Below are 24598 nucleotides of genomic sequence, written 5' to 3' on the forward strand. Positions count from 1 at the left end.
ATCAGACGAAGGCCGCCCCCACGTCCGGCGAACCCCCAGGTGAGCGACTCAGTACGAGACACCGTTCGAGGCCGGAAGAAAAAGAACAAGCTCAGATCTCGTCTCGGATCTCGTCGCCTCAGATCTCGTCTCAGATCCGCACTTCCACCGTGCGGGCCAGTCGGTCGTGCAGGCCACGGCCGTCGCGGTCCCAGACCAGGGCGGGGACGGCCAGGCAGAGCAGGACCGTGCGCACCACGGAGCGCAGGGGGCTGACGGCGCCGGTGTCGGCGGAGACCACGCGCAGACCGAAGAGGCGCTTGCCCGGGGTGAAGCCGACCGTGCCGACCGTCAGGACGCTCATCACGAGGAAGAGGAGCAGGGCCCAGTTGCTGGTGGCGGGCCGATAGCCGTCCGTGATCAAGCTGTATGCGATCAAGACACTGAGGCCCCAGTCCACGGCCAGGGCGCCGAGCCGCCGCCCGGGGCGGGCGATCGAGCCCGGCCCCTCCTCCGGCAGACCGAGCTGCTCGCCCCGGTATCCGAAGTCGGCACCGGCGTCTTCCATGGCCGCGCGGGGTCCGGAGAGCCACGAGCCGATTGCGTCCCTGTTGTCCACGCGTCCACGGTACTGCGCCCGTTTCGCGATACGGACAGGTGGGGTACACCGGGCACGGTCCGGTTAACTTGTGCGAAACAAATGGGTCACGCCCGAGAAATCACGCGTCCCTAGGGTCGACGACAGCGTGTGCCACCGCACTGGCCGCACGAACGAACTACCACCCCGGCTCGACGGCCGGGAGTAGGAGGAGCTGGATGTTCCAGAACGCCGACGAGGCCAAGAAGTTCATCGCGGACGAGGACGTCAAGTTCGTCGACGTCCGCTTCTGCGACCTGCCGGGCGTCATGCAGCACTTCACGCTGCCCGTCGAGGCGTTCGACCCGGACGAGGAGCTCGCGTTCGACGGCTCGTCGATCCGTGGTTTCCAGGCCATCCACGAGTCCGACATGGCGCTGCGCGCCGACCTGTCGACCGCGCGCGTCGACTCGTTCCGCCGTGACAAGACGCTGAACATCAACTTCTTCATCCACGACCCGATCACGGGCGAGCAGTACTCCCGTGACCCGCGCAACGTGGCGAAGAAGGCGGAGGCCTACCTGGCGTCGACCGGCATCGCCGACACCGCGTACTTCGGTCCCGAGGCCGAGTTCTACGTCTTCGACTCCGTGCGCTTCGCGACCGGCGCGAACGAGTCCTTTTACCACATCGACTCCGAGGCCGGCGCCTGGAACACCGGCGCCCTGGAGAACAACCGCGGCTACAAGGTCCGCTACAAGGGCGGCTACTTCCCGACCCCGCCGGTCGACCACTTCGCCGACCTGCGCGCGGAGATCTCCCTGGAGCTGGCCGCGTCCGGCCTCCAGGTCGAGCGCCAGCACCACGAGGTGGGCACCGCCGGCCAGGCCGAGATCAACTACAAGTTCAACACGCTGCTCGCCGCGGCCGACGACCTCCAGCTCTTCAAGTACATCGTGAAGAACGTCGCCTGGCGCAACGGCAAGACCGCGACCTTCATGCCGAAGCCGATCTTCGGCGACAACGGCTCGGGCATGCACGTCCACCAGTCGCTGTGGAGCAACGGCACCCCGCTGTTCTACGACGAGGCCGGTTACGCGGGCCTGTCGGACACCGCCCGCTACTACATCGGCGGCATCCTCAAGCACGCCCCGTCGCTGCTGGCCTTCACCAACCCGACGGTGAACTCCTACCACCGTCTGGTCCCGGGCTTCGAGGCGCCGATCAACCTGGTCTACTCGCAGCGCAACCGCTCCGCGGCCATGCGTATCCCGATCACGGGCTCCAACCCGAAGGCCAAGCGCGTCGAGTTCCGCGCGCCCGACTCCTCCGGCAACCCCTACCTCGCCTTCTCGGCCCTGCTGCTCGCGGGTCTCGACGGCATCAAGAACAAGATCGAGCCGGCCGAGCCGATCGACAAGGACCTCTACGAGCTGGCTCCCGAGGAGCACGCGAACGTCGCGCAGGTTCCGACCTCGCTCCCGGCCGTCCTCGACTCCCTCGAGCGCGACCACGAGTTCCTGCTCGCCGGTGACGTCTTCACGTCCGACCTGATCGAGACGTGGATCGACTTCAAGCGCGCGAACGAGATCGCCCCGCTGCAGCTGCGTCCGCACCCGCACGAGTTCGAGCTCTACTTCGACGTGTGATCGGACCGCGCGTGCACCACGCGTGAGCCGTCCGGCGCCCCCGCTCTGTTTCACAGGGCGGGGGCGCCGTCGTATGGTTTCTGGCACTGCTGTTCGAGAACGGGGTACGGGGAGATACGGGGATGCCCGAACACGACGACGCGGAGCGGGAGTTCGACCTCCGGTGGGCGGACGACGCGACGCACAAGGAACCTTCGGCGCGGGCCCGGATGCTGGCCGCCCGCTGGAAGGAGAACCCGCCCGAGCCGGTCCCGTTCCGCGGCGACCCCGGGCCGGTCACACCGCGCCGGTCCTCCTGGGCGTCGACGGCGCTCGTGCTGGGCTGCGTGATCGCGGCGATCCTGCTGCTCGGGTACCTGCGGTTCCGGGCGCCGTATTAGAACGGGGGCGTGTACGGGAGCAGGGGCAATTGGTCTTACTGCCAGGGCTGTTGGGCCGCGCGGTGCTAGTTTTGTATCTCTTGGCTCACCGTCGGTATTCAGGTCGGCATCAAGAACGGTTGGTCCGGTGACAACAGCCCGCCCTTCGCGTACCGCCGTCGTCGTGACAGCGCTTCCCGTCGAGTTCTCCCCGTTGCTGGACTGTCTGCGGTCCGAGCACGCCCGGCCCAAGGGGCAGCGGAGAGTCAACGCCACGGTCGTACAGACGTTCGAGCTCGACGGCGTCTACGCCTCATGGACCGTGCACCTGGCCCAGGTGGGCGTGACGAACGTGGTCGCCGCGCTGGGCACGCACGGTCTGCTGGAGGTGCTGCGGCCGGACGTCGCGCTCCTGGTCGGGATCGCGGGCGGCCTCAAGGACGACATCCCGCCGGGGGACGTCGTGGTCGCCACCAAGGTGTACGAGATCCACGGGGCCAAGGTGTCGGCCCAGGGGCGCGGCGCCCGTCCCGACGCCGTGGACACCTCGCTCTCCCTGTGGCAGACGGCGCTGTACGCGGACGTCCGCATCAAGTGCCACTTCAAGCCGATCGCCTCCGGCGACGTCGTGCTCGACGCCAAGTCCGGCGACATCCGGCGCCGGCTCAGCAGCACCTACCAGGATGCGGCCGCCCTGGAGATGGAGGGCTTCGGCTTCTGCAAGGCGGCGCAGCGCCACCGTACGGAAGCCCTTGTCGTGCGCGGGATCAGCGACCGCGCGGACGGCGGGAAGGGCGCGGCCGAGGCCGAAGGCGGCCAGCAGCGGGCGGCCGCCAACGCGGCGGAGGTCGCCGTCGCCGTGCTCCTGCAACACCAGCCCGAAAGCACCGGCCCCGACACGCCGACACCGGGAACTTCCGGAACATCGGGGGCTTGGGAAACGCCGGGGTCCGCGGGGACGGCAGGCGCTTCGGGGCCCGCAGGGGCTTCGGAGACCTCGGGGCCAGTGGGGACGTGGGGGTCGGCGGGGGCTTCGGGGATCTCGGGGTTGGCGGGCGCTCCAGGAGCTCCGGGGTCGGCGGGGTCCTCAGGGGCTTCAGAGACGTTGGCGTCCGCTGGAGCGTCGGGGACAGCGGGGGCCCCGCAGTCGTCGGAGTCGGCGGGGATCACTGGGGCTCCGGGATCCGCGGGGGCCGCAGGAACTCCGGGGACAACAGGGACCGCAGGAACCCCGGGGTCGTCGGTGTCCGCAGGGGCTTCGCGGACAACGGGGGCGTCGGAAACGGCAGGGATCATGGGGGCTCTGGGGTCGGCGGGGACCGTAGGAGCTCCGGGGGCGGCGGGGGCCGCAGAGACGTCGGGGGCCGCAGGCGCGTCGGGGACGGCGGGGGCACCGCAGTCGTCGGAGACGGCGGGGACCGCAGAGGCTTCGGGGGCGGCGGGGGCCGCAGGAACTCCGGGGGCGGCTGAGACGTCGCAGGTCTCGGGGGTGACCTCTGTGGGGGCTGCGGGGGGATCGGGGTCGCCAGGGGGGTCGGGCGGCCGCCCCCCGCGTCGGTCGTTCGCGGCGCAGCTGCGTTCGGGCCGTGGGAAGGGCACCGGGACAGGTACCGGGAAGAACGGCGGGAAGCGTGGCTGGAAGGGCCGGGTGGTGGTCTGGGTGCCGCTCACCGCGACGGCGGTCGCCCTCGGGGTCGTTCTGCAGTCGTGCGGGAGCGGGGAGACCGAAGGCAAGGACGCCAAGCCGCTCTCCGGCTCCGTCTCCCCCAGCCTGGCGGCCTGTGAGCAGGCGAACGCCGCACCCCTGACCATCGCCGCCTCCGTGGACAAGTCGGAGCCCCTGCGTCTGGCGGCCGAGGCCTACGGCACCCGGGCCGCGGGCGGGAAGTGCCTGGCGATCAAGGTCGAGGACAAGAACTCGGGTGACGGGATGCGCGCCCTGGTCGCGGGCTGGGGCGAGTCCGACGGGGCGAAGCCGGACGTGTGGGCCCCGGCCGGCAGCACCTGGCTCTCGCTGGCCAGGGCCGAGGCCAAGGGGGCGAACGCGCAGCAGTTCCCCGAGCAGGCAGAATCGATCGTACAGAGCCCGCTGACCATCGCCATGCCGAAACCGATGGCCGAGGCTCTGAACTGGCCCGAGCGACGGTTCACCTGGAAACAGCTGGCCGAATGGGCGAAGAACGCGAACGGCTTCTGGGCGGATCACAAGAAGCCCGAGTGGGGCGCCTTCAAACTCGGCAAGACCAACCCGCGCTACTCCACGTCCGGGCTGAACGCGACCGTCGCCGCCTTCTACGCCAAGACGGGTACCAGCGGTGAGCTGGGCATCCCGCACATCGACAATCCCGACAACCGCGCGTTCGTCAAGAGCATCGAACAGGCCGCGGTCCACTACGGCGACACCACCCTGACCTTCCTCTCGAACCTCCGCGAGGCGGACCGGAGCAGCCCCCAGAAGGCCATGTCGTACATCTCCGCGGTCACGCTGGAGGAGAGCAGCGTGGTGGCCTACAACGCGGGCTACCCGTGCGGCGCGCTCAGCTCGGACCCCGACTGCAAGAAGACCGCCCTGCCGGACACCCCGCTGGTGTCGTTCTATCCGAAGGACGGCGTCCCGTTCTCCGACCACCCCTACATCGAGCTGAACGGGATGAGCTCCGCCAAGAAGGCGGTGGCCGACGACTTCCTCCGATACCTGCAGAGCCCCCAGGTCTACGGCAAGCAGTTCGCCCCTTACGGCTTCCGCACCCACGAGGGCAAGATCCCCAAGGGGTCCACACAGCTCGTGCAGGCCGCCGGAGTCCTGCCCGAGGCACAGTTCACCCGCATGCCGATGCCCAGGGGCGACGTCCTCGGCCATCTGCTGGAGATCTGGCCCGCGCTGCGCCGACGCGCCAACGTGCGCATCGTCATCGACACGTCGGAGTCGATGAACGACGTGATCCCCGGCGTCGGCGACACCAAGATGGAGCGGCTGAAGCAGGCCGAGTCCAAGCTGTTCGGCGAGTTCGTCGGCACCGACCGGGTCGGTCTGTGGAAGTTCTCCGACGCCTCCACCCTCCAGAGCGAACACGACTACAAGGAACTCGTGCCGCTCGGCCCGTACGACCAGAAGCTGGCCGGGGGCACCCGGGCCGGCCTGCTGGCCGACAACGTGAAGAACCTGGTGGCGGAGGGCGCGACCGGGCTGAACGACACCCTGGACGCCGCGACCGAGTCCATGCGGCACGACTACGACCCCCAGGCGATCAACGCGATCGTGCTGCTCACCGACGGCCACAACGAGGACAGCGGGAGCATCACGGACGCGGAGCTGCTGAAACGGATCGGGGACCCGGGCCGGCCCCAGATCCGGGTCTTCACCATCGCCTACGGGAGCGAGGCCGACCCGGACGACGCGCACGGCAGGAGCGCGCTCGAGGGCATCGCGGACGCCAGCGGCGGCAAGGACTACGACGCCAAGAAGGCCGAGACGATCGAACAGGTCATCACCAGCGTGATCTCCAACTTCTGACCGTTCCTGGAGACTGAGCGGGAGTGAGTCCTGTTGCCAGGGCTCGTTGCTCAGCCGGACGCCCCGAACGGTGTTGGGCGTCCTGGTCTGCCGCGTTCGCTCCGCGTCCGGCGCGCATGGATCGTGTCCGTGGTCCGGGGATGCGGGTGCGGCCCGCGGCCGGAGGCCGCTGTTGGGCAGCGCCTCACGCCCCGGGGCCTCCGGTCGGGCCTGGACGCTCCGATGCCCCACAGCATCGCTGCGGTGTTGTGGGGACGGTGTCGTCCTCCCCCAGTGCCTTAAAGGCCTGGGAGGTACCCCCATCCGGATCGGGTGTCCCAGGGCGCGTCTTATCGCCACGGCGGCCGCCTCGTGACACACCCGTGCGCACTCCATCGCCAGCAGCTCACAACCCTCTTGTTCCCCGTTCCTTTACTCTCCGCAGGGCCGATCTCGATCTGTCCATGGGCGGGGCGGGCGCACAATGGGCAGTGGGACGAGTGCCTGACTGCGGGGTGATGCAGATGCAGAGCCGTTTCCGGAGCGATCGGCAGCTGACCGTGCGGATGACGGTCACGATGTTCCTGCTCGGGTTGCTGTACGTGGCGTTCGTCGCCGCGCTGATCGTGTTGTTGAAGTCATGGCTGCTGGTCGTCGTGCTGGTGGCGGCGATGTTCGTCGCACAGTTCTGGTTCTCCGACCGGATCGCGATGTTCGCGATGCGCGGGCGGGTCGTGGAGCGCGAGGAGTATCCCGAGCTGCATGCCGTGATCGACCGGCTGTGTGCGATCGCCGACATGCCGAAGCCGGTGGTCGCCGTCTCCGAGATGGGCATGCCGAACGCGTTCGCGACCGGGCGCGACCCCGGCCACGCGGTGGTGTGCGTGACGACGGGCCTGCTGGGGCGGCTAAAGCCGGCCGAGCTGGAGGGTGTGCTCGCGCACGAGCTGTCGCACGTGGCGCACAAGGACGTGGCCGTGATCACGATCGCGTCGTTCCTCGGTGTGATCGCGGGGCTGATCGTGCGGTTCGCGTTCTACTCGCAGCTGTTCGGCGGCGGGCGCAGGGACCAGAACACCGCCGCCGTCTTCGCCGTCGTGATGGGTGTCTCCGCGGCCGTGTACGCGCTCAGCTTCCTGCTCATCCGGGCGCTGTCCCGGTACCGGGAACTCGCGGCGGACCGGGCGGCGGCGCAGCTGACCGGCCGTCCCTCGGCACTGGCCTCCGCGCTGACGAAGGTCTCCGGCGACATCGCCCGGATCCCGACGAAGGACCTGCGGACGGCCCAGGCCTTCAACGCCTTCTACTTCACCCCGGCGACGGGGCGGGAGCCCGGCATCGAGCGGTACTTCTCCACCCACCCGAGCCTGGAGCAGCGGCTCGAACAGCTCGGGCGGATCTCCGCCGAGCTGGGCGAGGCGGCCACTCCTGGGAAGGCGGGCTGAGGCGCATGGGGCTGCTGGACATCCTGCTCGGCAGGACGAAGCCGGTCGTGCCCGACCTCGATCAGCTGTTCGCGCTGCCGTCCGCGGCGGTGACGCTGGAGGCGGCGACCGGTTTCACCCCGACCGGGCAGGGTGCCGTGTGCTTCGCGACCGTCGAGGGCTCGGCCTTCGAGCAGACGCACCGCGAGGTACAGGCGCTCCTCGACGCGGACACCGAGCGCACCGGCCCCCCGGTGCGGCTGGTGCGCGACGACTACGGCTACTCCTGGCTGGTCTCACAGCGCTCCCCCGACGAGCTGTCGCTCCTGGTCAACGACCTGCACGCGGTGAACAGCGCGATGGAGGTCAACGGCTTCGGCCCACAACTGCTGTGCTCCCTAGCCGGGTTCGAGGAACGGACGGAGGGGACGGACGGGACGGGCGGGACGGCGGCCGGGGGCGGGCGTCGGCTGGCGCTCGTGTATCTGTACAAACGGGGTTCGTTCTACCCGTTCGCGCCGCTGCCCGGTGGTGGGCGGCGGCGCGACAACCCGTTGGAGCTTCAGGTGAAGGCCGCCCTCGCGAACGACCTGCGGATCGAGCAGGACCTGAGCCGCTGGTTCCCGGTGTGGGGAGCCCCCGGTCTCTGAGCCGGCCGTGCCGCTTCTTCTCTACCGGTCCGTGCCGAAGTACCGGGCGCCGAAGTCTCCGATGCCGGGGACCATGTACGCGTTCTCGTTGAGGCGCTCCTCGATCGCGGAGGTCACGATCCGCACCACGGGGTAGCGCTCGCACACGGCGGTGATGCCCTCCGGCACGGTGATGAAGTTGACCAAGACGATGTGCTCCTCCGGCACGCCGAGTTCCCGCAGGACCTCGATGGCGGCGAGCGCGGTGCCGCCCGTCGCGAGCATCGGGTCGAGCAGGAGGACGTGGCGGTCGGCGATGTCGTCGGGGAGCGCCGTGTAGTGCAGGTGGGGCTGCTTGGTCGTCTTGTCCCGCTGGATGAGGATCTTGCCGATCCTGATGCCGGGGACCACCGCGCGCAGTTCGGCCTCCATGCTCTCGCCGGCGCGGATGATCGGCACGCCGCACAGTTTCCGCGTGAAGCGCAGGCCCCGGTAGGTGCTGCCGACGGGGGTGGTGACGTCGTACGGCTCGAAGGGCAGGAGGTCCAGGGCCGCCTCGGTCAGCAGGCGGATGATGCGGCCGGCGTGGAAGACGAAGTCGTCGCGGCGGGCGTTCCGGTCGCGGACGACGGTGTGCAGGGCGCGGAGCTGGTCGGTCTGCGGGAGCAGGTGGACGTTGCGGTCGAGGTACGTCGCGAGCGTCGGCGCGGTCGTCGGTGCGGTGGTGGTCGCGGTGGTGGTCGCGGTGGTGGTCGCGGTGGTGGGCGCGGTGGTCATGCGGGGCTCCTCGTGTCAGGTGGGGGTGGTCAGTCGACGGGGGGCTGTTCGAACGTGGAGGGGAGTTCCGGCGTCGCGGTGAACTGGCCGGCGGCGACGCGGTAGATCGACCTGCCTCCCGTGCGGCGCCACATCTCACGCATGACGTAGACGAGCTTGGGGTTGTGCTCTTCTTCCTCCTCCACGGCCCGGGCGACGAGCCACTCCCACTCCCGGGCCCAGCGCGGATCGGCGACGTCGTCCAGGGCGGTGTCGAAGAGGCGGTGGAGCGCGGTCAGCTTCGCGGGCCGGGAGAAGTGGCCGCGGGAGAACAGCACGCCGAGGATGCCGGTCCAATAGCACCGGACCGCTTCGGGGCGCTGTTCGGCGGGGAGGGCGTCCGCGATGTGCCGCATCGCGTGCAGCGCGGTCATCAGGTGCAGCAGCAGGAAGTCGCCCGGTTCCGCCAGGTACAGCAGGGTGACCAGGTAGGTGAGCTGGTCCCAACTGGCGTCCGGGTCCTGCTCGGTGACCCAGGCGGGGGTGTCGTGGATCAGCGGGTGGCCCTCGCCGAGCATCCGGGCGATCCGGTACTGCAGTCCGGACCTGAGGAGCTCGGGGTGGATGTCGGCCGTCGTGTCGTCGACCAGGTTCTCCACCCAGGCGCCGAGTTGGCGCCGGTTGTCCTCCCAGAAGCCGGCGATGCGCAGCAGCGAGTCCATCGGCAGCTCGGCGCCGTGCGCGCCGGAGGGGACACCGCGCTCGGGGTGGCAGTCGACGTAGGCGAAGGCCAGGTAGGAGATGCCCTCGGCAGTCCGCAGTCGGTGAGGATCCGGTTGAGCCGCTTGGCCGAGGGCAGGTCGTTGCCGGTCCGGGAGCTGTAGCCGGAGGACATGAAGCCGAGGTTCAGGTCGTTCATCTGCAGGCGTTGCAGGGTGCGGCCCAGGTCGAGGTAGCGCCGCCAGGCGTCGGGGCTGGTCGCGACGAGGCTGACGGCGAAGCCGGAGCGCTCGTAGACCCGCTGGTTGATGGCGATGACGTGCTTCTTGAGGACGACGTCGTCGCTGATGCGGACGAGAGAGCCGTCGGCGTACTGGTACTGGCCGGCCGGGAGGCCGTCGACGCGGCCGGAGTGGGCCTGCACGTAGATGTCGAAGGCGTCCGGGTCGCCGACGGCGTCCCCGGACCGGAGCTCGAACGTGCCCAGGTAGTGGTCCTCCTCGGCGCAGTCGAGGCGGTCCTTGACGGCCGTACGGTACTCCGCGGCCCTGAGGCCGAGGCCGTGGGCCGGCAGTACCTGGTCGAACAGGCCGACCATGTGCCCGGCCTCGATCTCGAGGACCTCGCGGATGTTGTTGCGGTAGACCGGTTCGATCGCCCGGTGCTTGCCGAGGAAGTGGATCCGCGCCCCGGGCTCCGGCGAGGCCGGCCCGACGAGCACCAGGTGGTGGTGGAGGGGGTGGTAGTAGTACAGCCCCGGGGGCACCTCGCCCACGACGCCGTCGAGTTCGAGGTACAGCTGGGTGGCGTAGAGGGAGCCGGGTGAGGCGTAGGCGTACTTGGGCAGCAGCCGCTCGTCGCTGAGGTGCCGGCCGAAGTTGCGCAGGACGGCGCCGAGTTCGGCCCGGGTCAGGTCGGCGGGGGTGCGCGCCGGGGGCTGCGGCCGGGTGCGCGGGGCCAGCAGTCGCAGGATGTCGTCCCGGCCGACGGGTCCGCCCTCGTAGAAGCGGTACGTCTTGCGGGCGAAGGCCAGGGCGCGCTGTTCGGGGGTGGCTTCGGCGCCGGGGAGTTCGACCACGGGCCGGCCGTCGAGTTCGGCGGTGTCGCGGCAGCCGGGGTGCGACAGCTGGGCCCTGACCTGGAGCCTGCTGCGCTTGGACTGGTGGTGGGAGCCGTGGTTGCCCTGGTCCATCAGGGCGGCTTCCTTGGGGTTGAGTTCCACGAAGGCGACGAGGTTCTGGAAGCCGGTGGTGGTGTCGTCCCGGAGCAGGACGGCGGAGCTGCGGACCCAGTCGTGCGTCTCGATCGTCTGACGGATCTCGTCCAGCTCGACCCGGTAGCCGCGCAGTTTGACCTGGTTGTCCGCGCGTCCGACGAACTGCACGGTGCCGTCGGCGTTGAAGTGGGCCAGGTCGCCGGTCCGGTACAGGCGGGAGCCGACGGCGGCCGAGAAGGGGTCGTCCACGAACCGGTCGGCCGTGAGGTCGGGGCGTCCGAGGTAGCCCCGGGCCACCTGGGTTCCGCCGATGTGCAGTTCGCCGACCTCGCCGATCGCGGCGGGCTGCCCGAGCGGGTCCAGCACGTGGAAGGAGGTCCCGTCGACGGGGGTGCCGATCGGCATGGTCCGGGGCCCGTCCGCGACGGCCGCACGGTCCACCGCGAAGGCCGAGGCGTTGATGGTGCACTCGGTGGGGCCGTAGAGGTTGACGAGTGTGCAGGACGGCATAGTGTCCAGGCACTGCTGGGCGAGGCTGCGGGAGAGCGCCTCACCGCCGCTGAAGATCTGGCGCAGGGAGCGGCCGGCGGGCAGGTTCTCGGTGTCGAGGAGCGCCTGCAGGAGGGTGGGCACGCACTGCAGGGTCGTCACCTCGTGTCGTACGACGGTGGCGATGATGGCCTCGGGGTCGCGGTAGATCCCGGGGGCGCCCATCACCACCTTGCTGCCGCAGGCGGGGGCGAGGATCTCCCATTGTGCGGCGTCGAAACTCATCGGGGTCTTCTGAAGAATCGTTTTGCTGTCGTCGATCCCGCAGGCCTCGCGCAGCCAGCGCATCTGGTTCACGATGCTGCGATGCTCGATCATCACCCCCTTCGGCTTTCCCGTGCTGCCGGAGGTGTATATGACGTAGGCGAGGTCTTCGGGCCGTATATCGGGGTCGGAATCCGGTTCCGCGGCCGGATCACCGGCCTTCGTCGAATGCAAGGCCTCTTCGAGGGTGACGGCGCGGACGCCGGCCGGTGACAGTTCATGGAGCCGGGGCCGGAGTAATTCCTGAGTGAGGACGATGTCCACGCCGGCGTCCGCCATCATGTAGGCGATGCGTTCTTCGGGGTATTCCGGGGAGAGCGGCACATAGGATCCGCCGGCCCAGAGGATTCCCCAGATGTTCGTCACCAGGTCGAGCGAGGGCTCCATGAACACGCCGACCCTGCTGTCCCCGGTCACCCCGGCGTCTCTCAGAAAGCGGCCCAGTGCCTGGCTGTGGTGCAGCAGTTGGGCGAAGGTCAGGCTCTGGTCCTCGTGGACGACGGCGGTCCGGTGGGGCGCGATCCGCGCCTGTTCGACGAGCAGGTCGGTCATCACGTGAGTGCTCATGGACCTCTCTTTTCCGCATGACAGGAGAACGGTGGTATTTCCTCGTCCGATGTTCGGAATTCCTCGCCGGCCGGTGCGGGTGGCGGCTGCAGCAGCAGTGCCGGGTTCCTGCCGTTCGTCGATATTTGCGTGACGAACTCATGTGCTGGTGGCGCCTTCTGCTACTTGCTGATCAAAAGCCTAGGACGATCTTCACCGTGCGGTCAATGGGGCCCATGAACATTTCCGAGGAATGCGAATTCCGGGCATGACGGAATTCAATAGGGCCGGATGGTGTGAATTTCGCCGCAAAAGGGAAGCGAAATGTGAAGTCGACGCGAAGGCACGAAGAACGAAGGCACGAAGGCACGAAGGCACGAAGGCACGAAGGCACGAGGGGGGCGGGAAGGGTGGGAGTACGGGAGAGCCGGAGAGAAGAGAAGGGTGCCGGGTCAGCCGATCTGGCGGTTGCGGCCCGCGAGCAGGCCGGCGCCGATCTGGACCAGGGTCAGCACCATGATGAAGACCAGCGGCACCCGCCAGCCGTCGCTGCGGTCGTAGAGGACGCCCACGACGACGGGTCCCGGCATCGACAGCAGATAGCCGAAGCTCTGCACGAACCCGGAGAGCCGGACCACGGTGGCGCTGTCCCGGCCGCGCATGCTGATCATCGTCAGGGCCAGCGGGAAGGAACAGTTGGCGACGCCCAGCAGGAACGCCCACAGCCAGGGCGCGTCGGCGGGCGCGGCCCACAGTCCCGCGTAGCCGGCCAGTCCGCACAGACCGATGGCCGCCGCGATCCCGCTCTGGTCGCGCAGTTTCCCGGCCGCGGCGGACAGCGCGAAGGACAGCGGCACCCCGAGCAGTGAAGTCCCGGAGAACAGCAGGCCCGCGGTCCCGGCGGACAGTCCGGCGTCCCGGAACATCTGGGGCAGCCAGCCGATGATGATGTAGGCGGAGCTCGCCTGGAGCCCGAAGTAGGCCGTGAGCGCCCAGGCGGTGGGGTCACGCGAGATCCGGCTTCCGGGGCGCGGCGGCGACTCGCCACCGCCGGCGGCCGCGCCCACGGCCGCCGCCGCACTCCCCGCCGCGCCCCTCGCCCCGGCCGCCTCCGCGGACCGCCGCGCCGCGTCCCCTGCCGGTCCGTGGTGGCGGGCGAGGGCTGTGCGGGCGACCAGCGAACTCGCCGGCATGATGCGGACGCGGTTCGCGAAGGCCGACACCGATGACGTCGCCGAGGTGCGCGGTGCCCTGGAGATCCGGGCGGCGCGGCTGGCCTCCGCGCGCCGGACGCCGGAGGACCTGGAGCGGCTCGACGCGCTGCTGGTCCAGCGGGAACAGGCCTGGTCGGCCGGTGACCGGGTCGGCTTCGTCAACGCGGACGTGGCGTTCCACCTGGCCGTCGTCTCGGCGTCCCACAACACGGTCCTGGCCGAGTTGCACGCGGACCTCGGCGAGGTGATCCGGGACTCGCTCCTGGACCACTTCGGCGACGCGTTGCGCCCCGAGCAGTTCCAGGACCACGCCCGTCTCGTCGACGCCATCCGCGCCCGCGACAGCGACAAGGCGGCGTACGAGTCCGGCTCCTACATGGACTGCGCTCCCACCCAGGCCGGCGAATAGACGCGGCCTACCCTCGGCACATGAGCGAACTGACCCATTTCACACACGAGTTCGACGGTGAACGGCTCAGCGGCGTCCACGGCGGAGGTCGCGGTGACGGAAAGGCCGATGGCGGTGAGGCCGACGGCGGTGGTCCGCACGGCGCCACCGCCGTTGTGCTGCACGGCGCGGGCAACGGCAGCAAGGAGCGACTGCTGCCGCTGCTCCGGGAGTTCACGGCCCAGGGCTGCCGCGTCCTCGCCTTCGACTTCTCCGGGCACGGCGAAAGCACCGGCCAACTCGGGGAGTTGAGCCTGCGCCGACGCTTCGAGCAGGCGTCCTCCGTGATCGACGCCCACGTTCCGGCACACGCGCCGCTGGCGCTCGTCGGGTTCAGCATGAGCGGACAGACGGTGGCCGACCTCGCCGCCGAGTACGGCCCCCGGGTGACGGCCCTGGGACTGTGCTCGCCCGCCGTCTACTCGGCGCAGGCGTGGGAGGTGCCGTTCGGGGAGGGCGACGGGGAGTTCAGCGCGATCATCCGGCGGCCCGGGAGCTGGCGGGAGGCGCCCGCCCTCGACGTGCTGCGGGCGTACGAGGGCCGGGCGGTGCTCGCCGTGCCGGGCACGGACGCGGTGATCCCGCCGGAGGTGACCGCGGCCGTCCAGGACGCGCTGGCCGCCCGCGCCCGGTACACGAGGTTCGAACTCCCCGATGCGGGACACCGTCTGGGGCTCTGGTTCCACGACCACGCCGACGACCGACGGGAGTTCGTGACGTCCCTGCTGAACCCGCCTCTGCTGAACTCCCCGCATTCGTTGCGGAGTTGACCTCAGACCCCTGGCGTGGCCGTCACCACCCGCGCGTCGATCGCCGCGGCCAGCGCGGCCTGGTCGGCGGCGGTCTGGATGGCGTAGGCGAGGGCGAAGTCGGCGACGGCGCGTTCGAAGGTGTCGGAGCCGCCCAGGTAGCCGGCGATGGCGAGACGGTCACCGGAGCGGGCGTGCGCGCGGGCCAGGGCGGTGCCGCACAGCCGGGCGTAGCCCAGGAGGTCGGCCGGGGACATCCCGGCGACGGCGGCGGAGCCCTTCATGTCGCGCAGTTGGCGCCAGTAGAAGGCGCGGCCCTGCGGCCCGGTCATCCAGCCGAGGAAGATGTCGCCGGCGGCCTGCAGCAGCCGCTGCCCGGCGACGACCCGGTGGCCGGGATGGACGTAGGGGCCGGTCGGCAGGTGTTCCTCCAGGACGGACGCGCGGGCCTCCTTGACCTGCAGGAACAGCGGATCGTCGGTGTCGCGGCCGGTGAGCAGCACGATGAAGCAGCGCATGCCGACGCTGCCGACCCCGACGACCTTGCGGGCGGCGTCGACGAAGTGGTAGCGGTCCAGCAGCGCGCGGCGCTCCCCGGCGAGGGTGGAGCGGTAGTCGCTGAAGATCTTCCGCAGGGAGGCGCCGTCGGAGGCGCCGGCGGGTTCGAGCAGCGGCGGGTCCTGGATGATGCGGCGGTGTCCGTCGACGACCTCGGTGAGCTTGTCGAGGGCCTGCAGGCCGGTGCGGCGGCGGGCCCTGGTGAGGCTCGCCTCGACCCGTTTGCGCCGTCGGGCGGAGCGCAGCAGGGGCACCAGCTGGTCGGCCTCGATGTGTTCGTACCAGACGGCGAGTTCGCCGAGCCGGGACAGCCGCCGTATGCCGGTGCGGTAGGCGGCCACGGACTCCAGGGCGGCGCGGTGCACCTTGGTCTCGGGGTGGCCGTTCTCGCGGGCGGCCACGGCGACGGAGACGGCGAGCCGTTTGACGTCCCACTCGAAGGGGCCGGGGAACGTCTCGTCGAAGTCGTTGAGGTCGAAGAGCAGGGCCCGTTCCGGGGAGGCGTACACCCCGAAGTTGAGCAGGTGCGCGTCCCCGCACAGCTGGACGGTCAGGCCGGTGTGCGGCTGTGCCGCGAGATCGGCGGCCATGACGGCGGCCGAGCCGCGCAGGAAGGCGAAGGGCGAGTCGGCCATCCGCCCGTAGCGGACCGGCAGCAGCTCGGGCAGCCGGTCCCGGCCCTGCCGCTCCAGCACGGCTACCGGGTCGGGCCGGTCGACGGGCGGGAGCCAGGCGGCGTGGGCGGAGCGGGAGACGCGTCTGCGGGCGTCCCTGCCGCGCCGGGCACGCTCGTCGGGGGCGGTCATCCGTGTCTCCTGCACATCACGCCTGCCTCCCGGTCGTCACAGTGCCTGCGGCTTCCTGTTCGCAGTGAAGGCCGGGAGCGGGGCCCCCGCATGCCGGGTACGGCGAACGGGTGACGACGGCGCCGGGCCCGACTGTCAGTGGCGTCGGGCAGGATGCGGACAGGGACGAGTGCCGGAAGCGGACAGCGACGAGGGGTGGAGGCCGGATGGGTGACGGGCTGCGGTACATCGGGGTGGCGGAGCGGCGGGCCAGACTGGCTCTACGGCACCGGCTGGCCCCCGGGGCGCGGGTCGCGACCCCCGAGGCGGTGGCCGACGCGCTCGTCGCCCTGCACGGTTCGGACCCGGCGACGGTGTATCTGGCGGTCGGCGCCCGCCTCGCCGACGCGGCGGCGACCGTGCCGGACACCGACCGGGCGCTGTACGTGGACCGGAGCCTGGTGCGCATGCACGGGATGCGGCACACGGTCTTCGTGTTCCCGACGGAGTTGACGGCCGTCGTGCACGCCTCGACGGGTCTCGCGGTCGCGGCCCGGGAGCGGGCCGCCCTGGTGAAGGACATGGCGAAGGCGGGCGCGCCGGACGCGGCCTGGCTGAAGGAGGTCGAGGAGTCGGCGCTGGCCGCCCTGGCCCGGCTCGGCCAGGCGACGGCGGCCGAGCTGTCCCGTGAGGAGCCGCGCCTGCGCGAGCAGTTCGTGTACGCGGCGGGGAAGAGCTACGAGGGCGTCCACACCGTGGTGACACGGCTGCTGAGGGTGCTGGGCGTCGAGGGCAAGGTGGTCAGGGGCCGCCCCCTGGGCTCGTGGACGTCGAGCCAGTTCCGCTGGGCCGTGGCCCCCGAGCACCCCGAACTCCCGGTGGCGGACGCCCAGTCGGAGCTGCTCAGACACTGGCTGACGGCGTGCGGCCCGGCCACCGAGGCGGACCTCAAGTGGTGGACGGGCTGGCGGGTCACGGACGTCCGCCGGGCGCTGACGGCGATCGGGGCGCGGGCGGTGACGTTGGACGAGGGCACGGGGTACGTCGTCGAGGGGGACGAGGAGCCGGTGACCGGCGCCGGGGAACCGTGGGCGGCCCTGCTGCCCGCCCTCGACCCGACCGCGATGGGCTGGCAGGGCCGGGACTGGTACCTCGCCCCGGAGCTGCGCCCCGCCCTGTTCGACTACAGCGGGAACGTCGGGCCGACGGTGTGGTGGAACGGCCGGGTGGTGGGGGCTTGGGCCCAGCGCTCCGACGGGCAGATCGTGTGGCGGATCCTGGACGAGGAGGGCGTGGGCGGCGAGGCGAAGGCGGCGATCGGGACAGAGGCGGAGCGGTTGGGGGCGTGGCTGGGGGCGACCCGGGTGACGCCGAGGTTCCGGACGCCGGTGGAGAAGGAGTTGGCGGGGCAGTCGGCGGGGCAGGTGGCGAGGTAGGTCCGGGTCGGCTCACTGGGCCGCGCCGGGACCGGGCGCCGATGGGGGTCCCCCCGGTTCGAGCGAAGCCGAGAACCGGGGGAGAGCGGCGGCGCCCGGCGCCCGTCTCACCGCGAGTAACGCAACAACGCCCGCACCATGTGGCACGTCGTGTCCGACGGCGGGTGAACGCCGATCAGCTGCGCCGTGCTGCGGATCTTCTCGTTGCGGGCCTGGTTGGGCAGGTAGACGCCGAGGTCGAGCAGGGCGATGGCGAGGCGCATCGCCTTGAGGCGGCGGTTGTGCATGACGTACCAGTCGCGCGGACGCCCCGGCGGCAACGGCCGCTTCTCGACGGGCACATAGGGCAGATCGAGCTGGACGGGACGCTTCGCGGTGGACTGGGTCGGCAACGGCTTCGGCTTCAGTGCGGCAGCGGGCACAGGCATCCTCCTGTCGCGGTCAGGGTCCGGCCGGCACCTCCGGCGAACCCTCGAACACTGCTTCTATTCTACTGCCCACCACTGACAAACGCCCCTGATCACAAGGGCTTTCGGTGACCTGGACCGCTACCGTGTGACTCATGGAAATCTGGATCAACCCCGCCTGTTCCAAGTGCCGCAGCGCCCTCACGCTCCTCGACGCCGAGGGCGCCGACTACACCGTCCGCCGCTACCTGGAGGACGTGCCGAGCGAGGACGAGATCAGGGACGTGCTCGACCGCCTCGGCCTGGAACCCTGGGACATCACCCGCACCCAGGAGGCCGCCGCCGAGGAACTCGGCCTGAAGGACTGGCCGCGGGACGCGAGCGCACGCGGACGCTGGATCAGTGCGCTCGCCACACACCCCAAGCTCATCCAGCGCCCGATCATCACGGCCGACGACGGCACCGCGCTGGTGGCCCGCACGGACGAGGCCGTTCGGGACGCCCTGTCCCGTTAGCCGGTCAGGCAACGGTGCGCCTGTTGGTCGGCGGATCGTCGGATAGCCAACGGTTTGTCGGTTGGTCAACGGTTTGTCGTGCGGCGGGAGTCGAGGCCGTACACGCTGTTACTCTCCGCCGCCATGACCTTCGGTGATCAAGGATTCCCGTACGGGCCGCCGGACCCGTACGCCCAGTTCATGGCCGAGCAGGAGCGGATACGCAGGCGTCGGCGGACCCGGCGCACGGCGGTCGCGGGGACCGGCGTCGTCCTCGTCGCCGCCATCGCCGCCGGCGCCGCACTGATCGCGGACGAAGACGGCCGCGGGGGCAGGGACGGGGACCGCAACGACGTGAGCCGGGCCGTTTCCGCTCCCCCGGCGGCCGGCGCCCCTTCCGTGGACGTCACCCTTCCCTCCGACGCCCCGAGCTCGCTCCCCTCCCTGCTCGCCCGCCCGATCATCCGGCCGGAGCAGGCGTTCCCCTCGACGGGCGTCCGGCTGAAGGACGGCTCCCGGTTCACGCGCGTCGATCTGGCCACCACCACCGACTGCGCCCGGGGCATGTCGCCCGAGCTGGCCCAGCTGATCGAACAGGGCAAGCCCTGCTCCCGGCTGACGGCGGCCCTGTTCACGGACGCCGGCCGGCGCTCACAGGTGACGGTCACCGTGCTCAGCTTCGCGCGGGTCGAGGACGCCTCGCGGGTGTTCGCGATGGCCTCGATGGACCCGGTGACGTACCAGGTCGTCTCGCTCGATCCGCCCCCGGAGGCCGGTCTGCCGACGGTGCCGCCGGGCTCGGCGGGGGTCTTCCGACGGGTGATGACCGTTCGCTCGGTGATCTTCGCGAACGGACAGTGGGGCGACGGCGCGGAGAGCGGGGAGGCCGAACTCACCGCACAGACCGAGGGGTTGCTCCGGCACGTCAACGACACGGTCGTGGCATACGAGGAGGGCAAGGGCGGCCGGGGCGACATCGGCGGGACGGGCGGCCAGGGGTGACCATGGCACGTGACGCACGTCACTTCCGCTGACTCCTGTAACCGCTGAGTCACCGCGTTCGGTATCTCGTACATAGCGGCGTACGCTCCCCAACCTCTCAGGAGGCGCGCATGCCGCGTAGGAGAAGTCTCGGTACGAAGAAGAAGATCGCGCTGCTGGTGAGCGCGGCGGCGGTGGCGGGAGGCGGCGCCTTCGTCATGGCGAGCACCTCGAACGCCGCGCAGACACCGCAGAACGCCAAGCCCCTGGCCGCCGCGGACTCCAACGTCTGCCAGGGGCTCGCCACCGCCCTCGGCAACAACCAGAGGTTCATCGACGGGCAACGGGCCGATCCCGACGCCCAGTCGACGGCCCGGATCGCCAACCGCGAGGCGGTCATCGCACAGATCAAGGTCCAGCAGCAGGCGTCCGGTTGCACGGTTGGGGAGTCGGCTCAGGACTCCCAGACGACGCAGCCTTCGCAGGCAGCCTCCACCCCCGCGGGAAACACCGGAAACACCGGCACTGCCGGTAACACCGGAAACACCGGTAACGCGGGAAACGGCGGTGCCGCCGCCTCGGGCCGGCAGGTCTGCAACGGGTCCACGGTCACCCTCTCCGGAGAGGGCGGTGCCCCGGCCGCGTCGAGTAACCAGTTCCCGGCGGGGACCAGGCTGAAGGTCACCAACCTGGACAACAACAAGTCCACGACCGTCGAGGTGACCTCGGTCTCCGGCAGCTGCGCCCTGCTCAACAACGCGGCCTTCGAACAGGTCCGTGAGCCCGGCAAGTTCCTCATCCGCCGGGCCGTGATCGAGAAGGTGGGGTGAGCCTCAGGAGCGAAGAATCCCGCTGAGGCGCCGACCCCTACCGGAGGGCCCCGCACCGGAGGGCCCGCCCGGGCCGTCGCCTCGTACGTGTCACCGGTCCTGCTGTTCGCGGCCACGAGCAGCAGGACCTGCACGTGCGGGGGCCGAGAGGTGAGCCGCACCACAGAACCATCCAGGTAACACGGGGTTCACATTCGAGCAATGATCGGGAAATCGCCTGTTGACAAGCTGCCGGTCAAACAGGCGGCGCCTCAGTGCCGCAGCGCCGCAGCACCCGCAAGTGCGTCAGACACACCCCCGAAGGAAGTGGCCCGTGACCTTCAAGGCTGAGTACATCTGGATCGACGGCACCCAGCCGACCGCCAAGCTCCGCTCCAAGACCAAGATCATCGCGGGTGAGCCCGCCGGTCTGGACGCGCTGCCGATCTGGGGCTTCGACGGGTCCTCCACGAACCAGGCCGAGGGCCACTCCTCGGACCGTGTCCTCAAGCCGGTCTTCACCTGCCCCGACCCGATCCGCGGCGGCGACGACGTCCTCGTCCTGTGCGAGGTCCTCAACATCGACATGACGCCGCACGAGTCCAACACCCGTGCCGCGCTGGTCGAGGTCGCCGAGAAGTTCGGCTCCCAGGAGCCGATCTTCGGCATCGAGCAGGAGTACACGTTCTTCCAGGACGGCTACCCGCTCGGCTTCCCCAAGGGCGGCTTCCCGGCCCCGCAGGGCGGCTACTACTGCGGCGTCGGCGCCGACGAGATCTTCGGCCGTGAGGTCGTCGAGGCGCACCTGGACAACTGCCTCGCCGCCGGTCTCGCGATCTCCGGCATCAACGCCGAGGTCATGCCCGGCCAGTGGGAGTTCCAGGTCGGTCCGGTCTCCCCGCTGGAGGTCTCCGACCACCTGTGGGTGGCCCGCTGGCTGCTCTACCGCACCGCCGAGGACTTCGGCATCTCCGCCACCCTCGACCCCAAGCCGGTCAAGGGCGACTGGAACGGCGCCGGCGCGCACACCAACTTCTCCACGAAGGCGATGCGCGAGGGCTACGACGCGATCATCACCGCGTGCGAGTCGCTCGGCGAGGGCTCCAAGCCGCTCGACCACGTCAAGAACTACGGCGCCGGCATCGACGACCGTCTGACGGGTCTGCACGAGACCGCCCCGTGGAACGAGTACTCCTACGGTGTCTCCAACCGTGGCGCCTCGGTCCGTATCCCGTGGCAGGTCGAGAAGGACGGCAAGGGCTACATCGAGGACCGCCGTCCGAACGCCAACGTCGACCCGTACCTGGTGACGCGTCTGATCGTCGACACCTGCTGCTCGGCGCTGGAGAAGGCCGGCCAGGTCTGATCCCCGGTTTTTCCCTGACAGGGGCGCCCACCCTCACGGTGGGCGCCCCTTCTGCGTATCGTGCGCTGTCATGGGGAGCGACGCGGCGGACCGACGGAGATCGGCGCGGGCGTGCGGACTGGCGAGGGACGTGCCCGGCCTGATGCGTGCTGCCGTACCTGGCCGCCGACGGTTCGGCGCTGCGGGCGGCGGCGGTCACCGCGCTCGCCCGGACGCTGGCCCCGGCAGCCGTCGAGGAGGCCGTACGGCTCGTCGAGGAGGAGCCCCGCCCGTACGAGACCTTCCGCGCCGCCATCGCGGTGGCCGAGGAGTTCGGGGCGGAGGCTCTGCCCGTGGCCCGGGCCGTGGTCCGGCGCCTCGGCGAGGCTCCGCCCCGTCTACTGGAGGTCCTCGCACGGTTCCCCGAGGTGGCGGTGGACGGCTTCGAGGAGCTCACCCGGCTGCTCGCCCGCACCGGCACCGGATACCCGGCGGCCGCGGTCGCCGTACTGGGCCGGCTGGGGCCCGCCGCCGGTGACGCCGCCGAGCGGGCGCTGCGGGCCTGCGTGCTCGACCGCCAGCACTCGTCGGTCTCGGGGGCCGCCGCCGTCGCCCACCACCGGGTGAGCGGGGACCCCGGTCTCGCCCTGTCCTTCGTCCGGCAGGAGACGAGCGCTGGGTTCCTGGGCCCGGTGATCGACTGCGCGCGTGAACTCGGCCCCGCCGCCGCCCCGTTGCTGCCCTGTCTCGAGCAGGAGCTCGCGGCCGGATCGCCCCTCGCAGCCCTGGCCGTCTGGCGCGTCACGGGCCGCACCGAGGACACCGTCGGCCCCTTGGCGCGGCAGGCCGCCGAGTGGACGAGGTTCTACTCCGGCACACCCCACCCCTTGGTGACGCTGACGGAGATGGGCCTCCTCCCCCGCTTCGCCGTGGACCCGCTGCGGCAGGGAGCCGAATCCCCGCGACGGATGATCCGTGACCTCATGTACGGCGACGCCCTGCACCCGGACTACGTGGTCCGCGACGCCGTCCGGAACCTGCTGGCGACGGCCCGCATCGTCGACTGACGCCGACGCCACGTCAAGGAAGCGTCCAAGCTGTGAGAGGAGGCTCCTGTAACGGGCGGGTGTCTGCTTCAATGGGGCCATGGCCAGCTTCCAGAAGTACACCGCGACGGGTCGCCATGACCTCGAGCCGTTCTGGCCTTCCCGTCAGCACCACGACTTCGACCGGGTGTGTTGCCGCGCGACGAACGCGTCGGCCCTCTAAAGCCGTACACCCCGGCCTTCGGCCGACGCGAGACGACGTACGTCCCTCCCGACGAACCTCTCGCGCGAAAGAGCTGACCTCTCATGGCGACCACTCGTTCTCTCTCCTCCGCCGCTCTCCCCTCCCCCGTCGCTTCCGTCTCTCCTGTCTCCCCCGTCCAGAACGTCTCCCGGCACCGACTGCGGGCCGTCGATCCGGACGACGTGGTGCAGGTCGCGGATCTCCTGCCGCCCGGCGCCACCTGGCTGCCGGCGCCGCAGCACACCCTGCCCAGCCTGCCGGGCCGGCCGGCGATGGTCGGCTACCTGGTGCTGATCCCGGCGGACCAGCAGCAGCCGTTCCAGCCGGTCCCGGTCCCGGTCCCGTCACCGGAAACGGCGACCGGGACGGCAACGGCAACGCAGCCGGGCGCCGGTGCCCCGCTCGTGCGGATCGACGCCGTGCAGCGCACCGCCGAGGTGGACGGGCGGCAACTCGACCTGACCTACCTGGAGTTCGAGCTGCTCGCGCATCTGGTGGCGCACCCGAACCGGGTGCACACCCGCGACCAGCTCGTCACCACGGTGTGGGGCTACGGCCATGTCGGCGACGGCCGCACGGTCGACGTCCATGTCGCCCGGCTGCGCCGCAAGCTGGGCGCGCAGCACCGCCAGTCGATCCAGACGGTGCGCCGGGTCGGCTACAAGTACACGCCGCCGACCGGCCGCTGACCCTCTCTGCCCTCAGCTAAGCAAGGTACCGTCCCGCGTCGCGGCCGGGCAGAGTCACCGGCATGAGACTTCTGGTGCTGGGTGGTACGGAGTTCGCGGGACGGGCCGTCGTCGAGGCGGCCCTCGGGCGCGGCTGGGAGGTGACGGTCCTCAACCGGGGACGGCACGCCCCCGTCCCCGGAACACGGTCGCTCACCGGCGACCGCACCGCCCCCGACGGCCTCGACGCCCTCACCGAAGGGGAAGCCGGCGCAGCGGGGACCTGGGACGCCGTCGTCGACACCTGGTCTGCGGCGCCCCGCGCGGTGCACGAGGCGGCGCGGCTGCTGCGGGGCCGCGCCCGCCGGTATGTGTACGTGTCGAGCTGCTCGGTGTACACATGGGCCCCGCCCGCCGGCTACACCGAGGACGCGATCCTCGTCGAGGGCGCGGAGCCCGACGCCGAGCACACCGACTACGTCCGGGACAAGCGCGGCGGCGAACTGGCCGTCCTCGACGCCTTCGGCGCGCAGGACTCCGTCCTCGTGCGGGCCGGGCTGATCCTCGGCCCGCACGAGAACGTCGGCCGGCTGCCCTGGTGGCTGACCCGGATCGCCCGCGGCGGCCCGGTCCTCGCGCCCGGCCCGCACGACCTGCCCCTGCAGTACGTCGACGTCCGCGATCTCGCCGAGTGGATCCTCGGGGCGGTCGAGCGGGAGCTGAGCGGACCGTACAACCTGATGAGTCGTCAAGGACACGCCACCATGGGTGAGTTGCTGGAGGCCTGTGTCAAGGCCACCGGGTCATCGGCCGAACTGCGCTGGACCGCCCCAAAGATCGTCCTCGACGCGGGCATCGCGCCGTGGACCGAGCTGCCCGTGTGGGTGCCGCCGGGCACCGACATGCACGACGCCATGCACGCCGCCGACGTCTCCCGGGCGGTGGCCACCGGGCTCGTCTGCCGTCCGGTCCAGGAGACCGTCGCCGACACCTGGACCTGGCTGACGTCGATCGGTGGCACGGCGCCCCGGCGGCCGGACCGGCCGCCGCTGGGCCTGGACCCGGAGGTGGAGGCGAAGGCGCTGGGGACTGTCCGGGGGATCCGGTCGCAGGAGGAGAGCGGCAGCGCCTGATCAAGGCAGGTGAGCGGGGTTCGCCCCGGCGGCCGGGGCGGGTGCGGCCGGCCGTGAAGGTGTATCTGGCACCACCTCCCGACCGGGGGCTTCGGGCCAGTGACCGGCGGCCCGAGGCTC

The 24598-nt window shown here is 70.8% G+C and carries 22 protein-coding genes and 1 pseudogene; 15 read left to right on the forward strand and 8 right to left on the reverse strand.

The genetic code is table 11. The annotated features are described in order from the left end of the window. Positions 1–130: 130 nt before the first annotated feature. Positions 131–598, reverse strand: coding sequence for an RDD family protein (locus tag ACIBTS_RS44090; protein ID WP_319340479.1), 468 nt, complete (start codon positions 596–598; stop codon positions 131–133). A gap of 197 nt (positions 599–795) precedes the next feature. Between ACIBTS_RS44090 and glnA the strand changes: the two genes are divergently transcribed. From glnA to ACIBTS_RS44105, 3 genes are all read left to right on the forward strand, one after another. Further along, on the forward strand, positions 796–2205 hold the full coding sequence (gene glnA, locus ACIBTS_RS44095; protein WP_079662804.1) for a type I glutamate--ammonia ligase: 1410 nt from the start codon (positions 796–798) through the stop codon (positions 2203–2205). Positions 2206–2327: 122 nt separating this feature from the next. After that, positions 2328–2585 carry a hypothetical protein gene (locus ACIBTS_RS44100; protein WP_079662803.1) on the forward strand — a complete coding sequence of 86 codons (258 nt, stop codon included), beginning with the start codon at positions 2328–2330 and terminating at the stop codon, positions 2583–2585. 163 nt (positions 2586–2748) lie between these two features. Further along, positions 2749–6078 (forward strand): substrate-binding domain-containing protein, encoded by a 3330-nt coding sequence (locus ACIBTS_RS44105; protein ID WP_399326874.1) that lies wholly within the window; start codon positions 2749–2751, stop codon positions 6076–6078. A 9-nt stretch (positions 6079–6087) separates the two neighbouring features. Here the strand turns inward: ACIBTS_RS44105 and ACIBTS_RS44110 are convergent. Beyond that, a pseudogene (locus tag ACIBTS_RS44110) lies at positions 6088–6432 on the reverse strand (hypothetical protein); the annotation flags it as partial. Between the two features lie 149 nt (positions 6433–6581). On the opposite strand from ACIBTS_RS44110, the gene htpX reads away from it, so the two are divergent. Continuing rightward, the gene (htpX, locus tag ACIBTS_RS44115; protein WP_399326876.1) at positions 6582–7502 is read left to right on the forward strand and encodes a zinc metalloprotease HtpX; all 921 of its coding nucleotides are present in this window, start codon (positions 6582–6584) and stop codon (positions 7500–7502) included. 5 nt (positions 7503–7507) lie between these two features. After that, the gene (locus ACIBTS_RS44120; protein ID WP_399326878.1) at positions 7508–8131 is read left to right on the forward strand and encodes a hypothetical protein; all 624 of its coding nucleotides are present in this window, start codon (positions 7508–7510) and stop codon (positions 8129–8131) included. Between the two features lie 21 nt (positions 8132–8152). Here the strand turns inward: ACIBTS_RS44120 and upp are convergent, their stop codons facing one another. The 4 genes from upp to ACIBTS_RS44140 form a co-directional block, all read right to left on the reverse strand. Next, a complete protein-coding gene (gene upp, locus ACIBTS_RS44125; protein ID WP_399326880.1) occupies positions 8153–8887 on the reverse strand; it encodes a uracil phosphoribosyltransferase in 735 nt (244 codons plus the stop codon). Positions 8888–8916: 29 nt separating this feature from the next. Then, complete coding sequence (locus ACIBTS_RS44130; RefSeq protein ID WP_399326882.1) at positions 8917–9525, reverse strand: questin oxidase family protein; 609 nt, start codon at positions 9523–9525, stop codon at positions 8917–8919. Next, positions 9420–12182, reverse strand: a complete 2763-nt coding sequence (locus ACIBTS_RS44135; protein ID WP_399326884.1) for an amino acid adenylation domain-containing protein — start codon at positions 12180–12182, stop codon at positions 9420–9422. Before ACIBTS_RS44135 ends, ACIBTS_RS44130 begins: the two co-directional genes overlap by 106 nt. A 431-nt stretch (positions 12183–12613) precedes the next feature. Continuing rightward, positions 12614–13354, reverse strand: coding sequence for a hypothetical protein (locus ACIBTS_RS44140; RefSeq protein ID WP_399326886.1), 741 nt, complete (start codon positions 13352–13354; stop codon positions 12614–12616). On the opposite strand from ACIBTS_RS44140, the gene ACIBTS_RS44145 reads away from it, so the two are divergent. Both ACIBTS_RS44145 and ACIBTS_RS44150 read left to right on the forward strand, forming a co-directional pair. Next, a complete protein-coding gene (locus ACIBTS_RS44145; protein WP_399326888.1) occupies positions 13353–13784 on the forward strand; it encodes a FadR/GntR family transcriptional regulator in 432 nt (143 codons plus the stop codon). The genes ACIBTS_RS44140 and ACIBTS_RS44145 overlap by 2 nt on opposite strands. A 20-nt stretch (positions 13785–13804) precedes the next feature. Beyond that, on the forward strand, positions 13805–14593 hold the full coding sequence (locus ACIBTS_RS44150; protein WP_399326890.1) for an alpha/beta hydrolase: 789 nt from the start codon (positions 13805–13807) through the stop codon (positions 14591–14593). A 2-nt stretch (positions 14594–14595) separates the two neighbouring features. On the opposite strand, the gene ACIBTS_RS44155 is transcribed toward ACIBTS_RS44150, so the two are convergent. Next, the gene (locus ACIBTS_RS44155; RefSeq protein ID WP_399326892.1) at positions 14596–15936 is read right to left on the reverse strand and encodes a DUF2252 domain-containing protein; all 1341 of its coding nucleotides are present in this window, start codon (positions 15934–15936) and stop codon (positions 14596–14598) included. 206 nt (positions 15937–16142) lie between these two features. On the opposite strand from ACIBTS_RS44155, the gene ACIBTS_RS44160 reads away from it, so the two are divergent. Continuing rightward, the gene (locus tag ACIBTS_RS44160; protein ID WP_399326894.1) at positions 16143–17351 is read left to right on the forward strand and encodes a winged helix DNA-binding domain-containing protein; all 1209 of its coding nucleotides are present in this window, start codon (positions 16143–16145) and stop codon (positions 17349–17351) included. A 107-nt stretch (positions 17352–17458) separates the two neighbouring features. Here ACIBTS_RS44160 and ACIBTS_RS44165 read toward each other — a convergent pair whose 3' ends face one another. Beyond that, positions 17459–17773: a hypothetical protein gene (locus ACIBTS_RS44165; protein ID WP_319672891.1), complete on the reverse strand. Its 315-nt coding sequence runs from the start codon at positions 17771–17773 to the stop codon at positions 17459–17461. Between the two features lie 140 nt (positions 17774–17913). Between ACIBTS_RS44165 and ACIBTS_RS44170 the strand changes: the two genes are divergently transcribed. The 7 genes from ACIBTS_RS44170 to ACIBTS_RS44200 all read left to right on the forward strand — a co-directional run bounded on the left by ACIBTS_RS44170 (position 17914) and on the right by ACIBTS_RS44200 (position 24478). Beyond that, positions 17914–18273, forward strand: coding sequence for an arsenate reductase family protein (locus ACIBTS_RS44170; RefSeq protein ID WP_399326897.1), 360 nt, complete (start codon positions 17914–17916; stop codon positions 18271–18273). A 123-nt stretch (positions 18274–18396) separates the two neighbouring features. Further along, positions 18397–19254, forward strand: coding sequence for a hypothetical protein (locus ACIBTS_RS44175; RefSeq protein ID WP_399326898.1), 858 nt, complete (start codon positions 18397–18399; stop codon positions 19252–19254). Between the two features lie 110 nt (positions 19255–19364). Further along, the gene (locus ACIBTS_RS44180) at positions 19365–20063 is read left to right on the forward strand and encodes a hypothetical protein (RefSeq protein ID WP_399326900.1); all 699 of its coding nucleotides are present in this window, start codon (positions 19365–19367) and stop codon (positions 20061–20063) included. Between the two features lie 313 nt (positions 20064–20376). Next, positions 20377–21408 (forward strand): glutamine synthetase, encoded by a 1032-nt coding sequence (gene glnII / locus ACIBTS_RS44185; protein WP_319672895.1) that lies wholly within the window; start codon positions 20377–20379, stop codon positions 21406–21408. A gap of 146 nt (positions 21409–21554) precedes the next feature. Next, the gene (locus ACIBTS_RS44190) at positions 21555–22454 is read left to right on the forward strand and encodes a hypothetical protein (RefSeq protein WP_399326902.1); all 900 of its coding nucleotides are present in this window, start codon (positions 21555–21557) and stop codon (positions 22452–22454) included. A 285-nt stretch (positions 22455–22739) separates the two neighbouring features. After that, positions 22740–23366 (forward strand): winged helix-turn-helix domain-containing protein, encoded by a 627-nt coding sequence (locus ACIBTS_RS44195; RefSeq protein ID WP_399326904.1) that lies wholly within the window; start codon positions 22740–22742, stop codon positions 23364–23366. A 62-nt stretch (positions 23367–23428) separates the two neighbouring features. Further along, complete coding sequence (locus tag ACIBTS_RS44200; RefSeq protein ID WP_399326906.1) at positions 23429–24478, forward strand: NAD-dependent epimerase/dehydratase family protein; 1050 nt, start codon at positions 23429–23431, stop codon at positions 24476–24478. Positions 24479–24598 lie beyond the last annotated feature (120 nt).

Source organism: Streptomyces sp. NPDC050121 (assembly GCF_044460385.1).
Classification (GTDB): Bacteria; Actinomycetota; Actinomycetes; order Streptomycetales; family Streptomycetaceae; genus Streptomyces; species Streptomyces soliscabiei.

Excerpts from the sequence above, each read along its gene's own strand:
- ACIBTS_RS44120 (WP_399326878.1), top strand. The coding sequence starts at position 7,508 with ATGGGGCTGCTGGACATCCTGCTCGGCAGGACGAAGCCGGTCGTGCCC.
- ACIBTS_RS44180 (WP_399326900.1), top strand. The coding sequence starts at position 19,365 with ATGCCGCGTAGGAGAAGTCTCGGTACGAAGAAGAAGATCGCGCTGCTG.
- upp (WP_399326880.1), bottom strand. The coding sequence starts at position 8,887 with ATGACCACCGCGCCCACCACCGCGACCACCACCGCGACCACCACCGCG.
- htpX (WP_399326876.1), top strand. The coding sequence starts at position 6,582 with ATGCAGAGCCGTTTCCGGAGCGATCGGCAGCTGACCGTGCGGATGACG.
- ACIBTS_RS44200 (WP_399326906.1), top strand. The coding sequence starts at position 23,429 with ATGAGACTTCTGGTGCTGGGTGGTACGGAGTTCGCGGGACGGGCCGTC.
- ACIBTS_RS44150 (WP_399326890.1), top strand. The coding sequence starts at position 13,805 with ATGAGCGAACTGACCCATTTCACACACGAGTTCGACGGTGAACGGCTC.
- ACIBTS_RS44135 (WP_399326884.1), bottom strand. The coding sequence starts at position 12,182 with ATGAGCACTCACGTGATGACCGACCTGCTCGTCGAACAGGCGCGGATC.
- ACIBTS_RS44100 (WP_079662803.1), top strand. The coding sequence starts at position 2,328 with ATGCCCGAACACGACGACGCGGAGCGGGAGTTCGACCTCCGGTGGGCG.
- ACIBTS_RS44170 (WP_399326897.1), top strand. The coding sequence starts at position 17,914 with ATGGAAATCTGGATCAACCCCGCCTGTTCCAAGTGCCGCAGCGCCCTC.
- ACIBTS_RS44195 (WP_399326904.1), top strand. The coding sequence starts at position 22,740 with ATGGCGACCACTCGTTCTCTCTCCTCCGCCGCTCTCCCCTCCCCCGTC.
- ACIBTS_RS44155 (WP_399326892.1), bottom strand. The coding sequence starts at position 15,936 with ATGACCGCCCCCGACGAGCGTGCCCGGCGCGGCAGGGACGCCCGCAGA.
- ACIBTS_RS44145 (WP_399326888.1), top strand. The coding sequence starts at position 13,353 with ATGATGCGGACGCGGTTCGCGAAGGCCGACACCGATGACGTCGCCGAG.
- ACIBTS_RS44140 (WP_399326886.1), bottom strand. The coding sequence starts at position 13,354 with ATGCCGGCGAGTTCGCTGGTCGCCCGCACAGCCCTCGCCCGCCACCAC.
- glnA (WP_079662804.1), top strand. The coding sequence starts at position 796 with ATGTTCCAGAACGCCGACGAGGCCAAGAAGTTCATCGCGGACGAGGAC.
- ACIBTS_RS44160 (WP_399326894.1), top strand. The coding sequence starts at position 16,143 with ATGGGTGACGGGCTGCGGTACATCGGGGTGGCGGAGCGGCGGGCCAGA.
- ACIBTS_RS44175 (WP_399326898.1), top strand. The coding sequence starts at position 18,397 with ATGACCTTCGGTGATCAAGGATTCCCGTACGGGCCGCCGGACCCGTAC.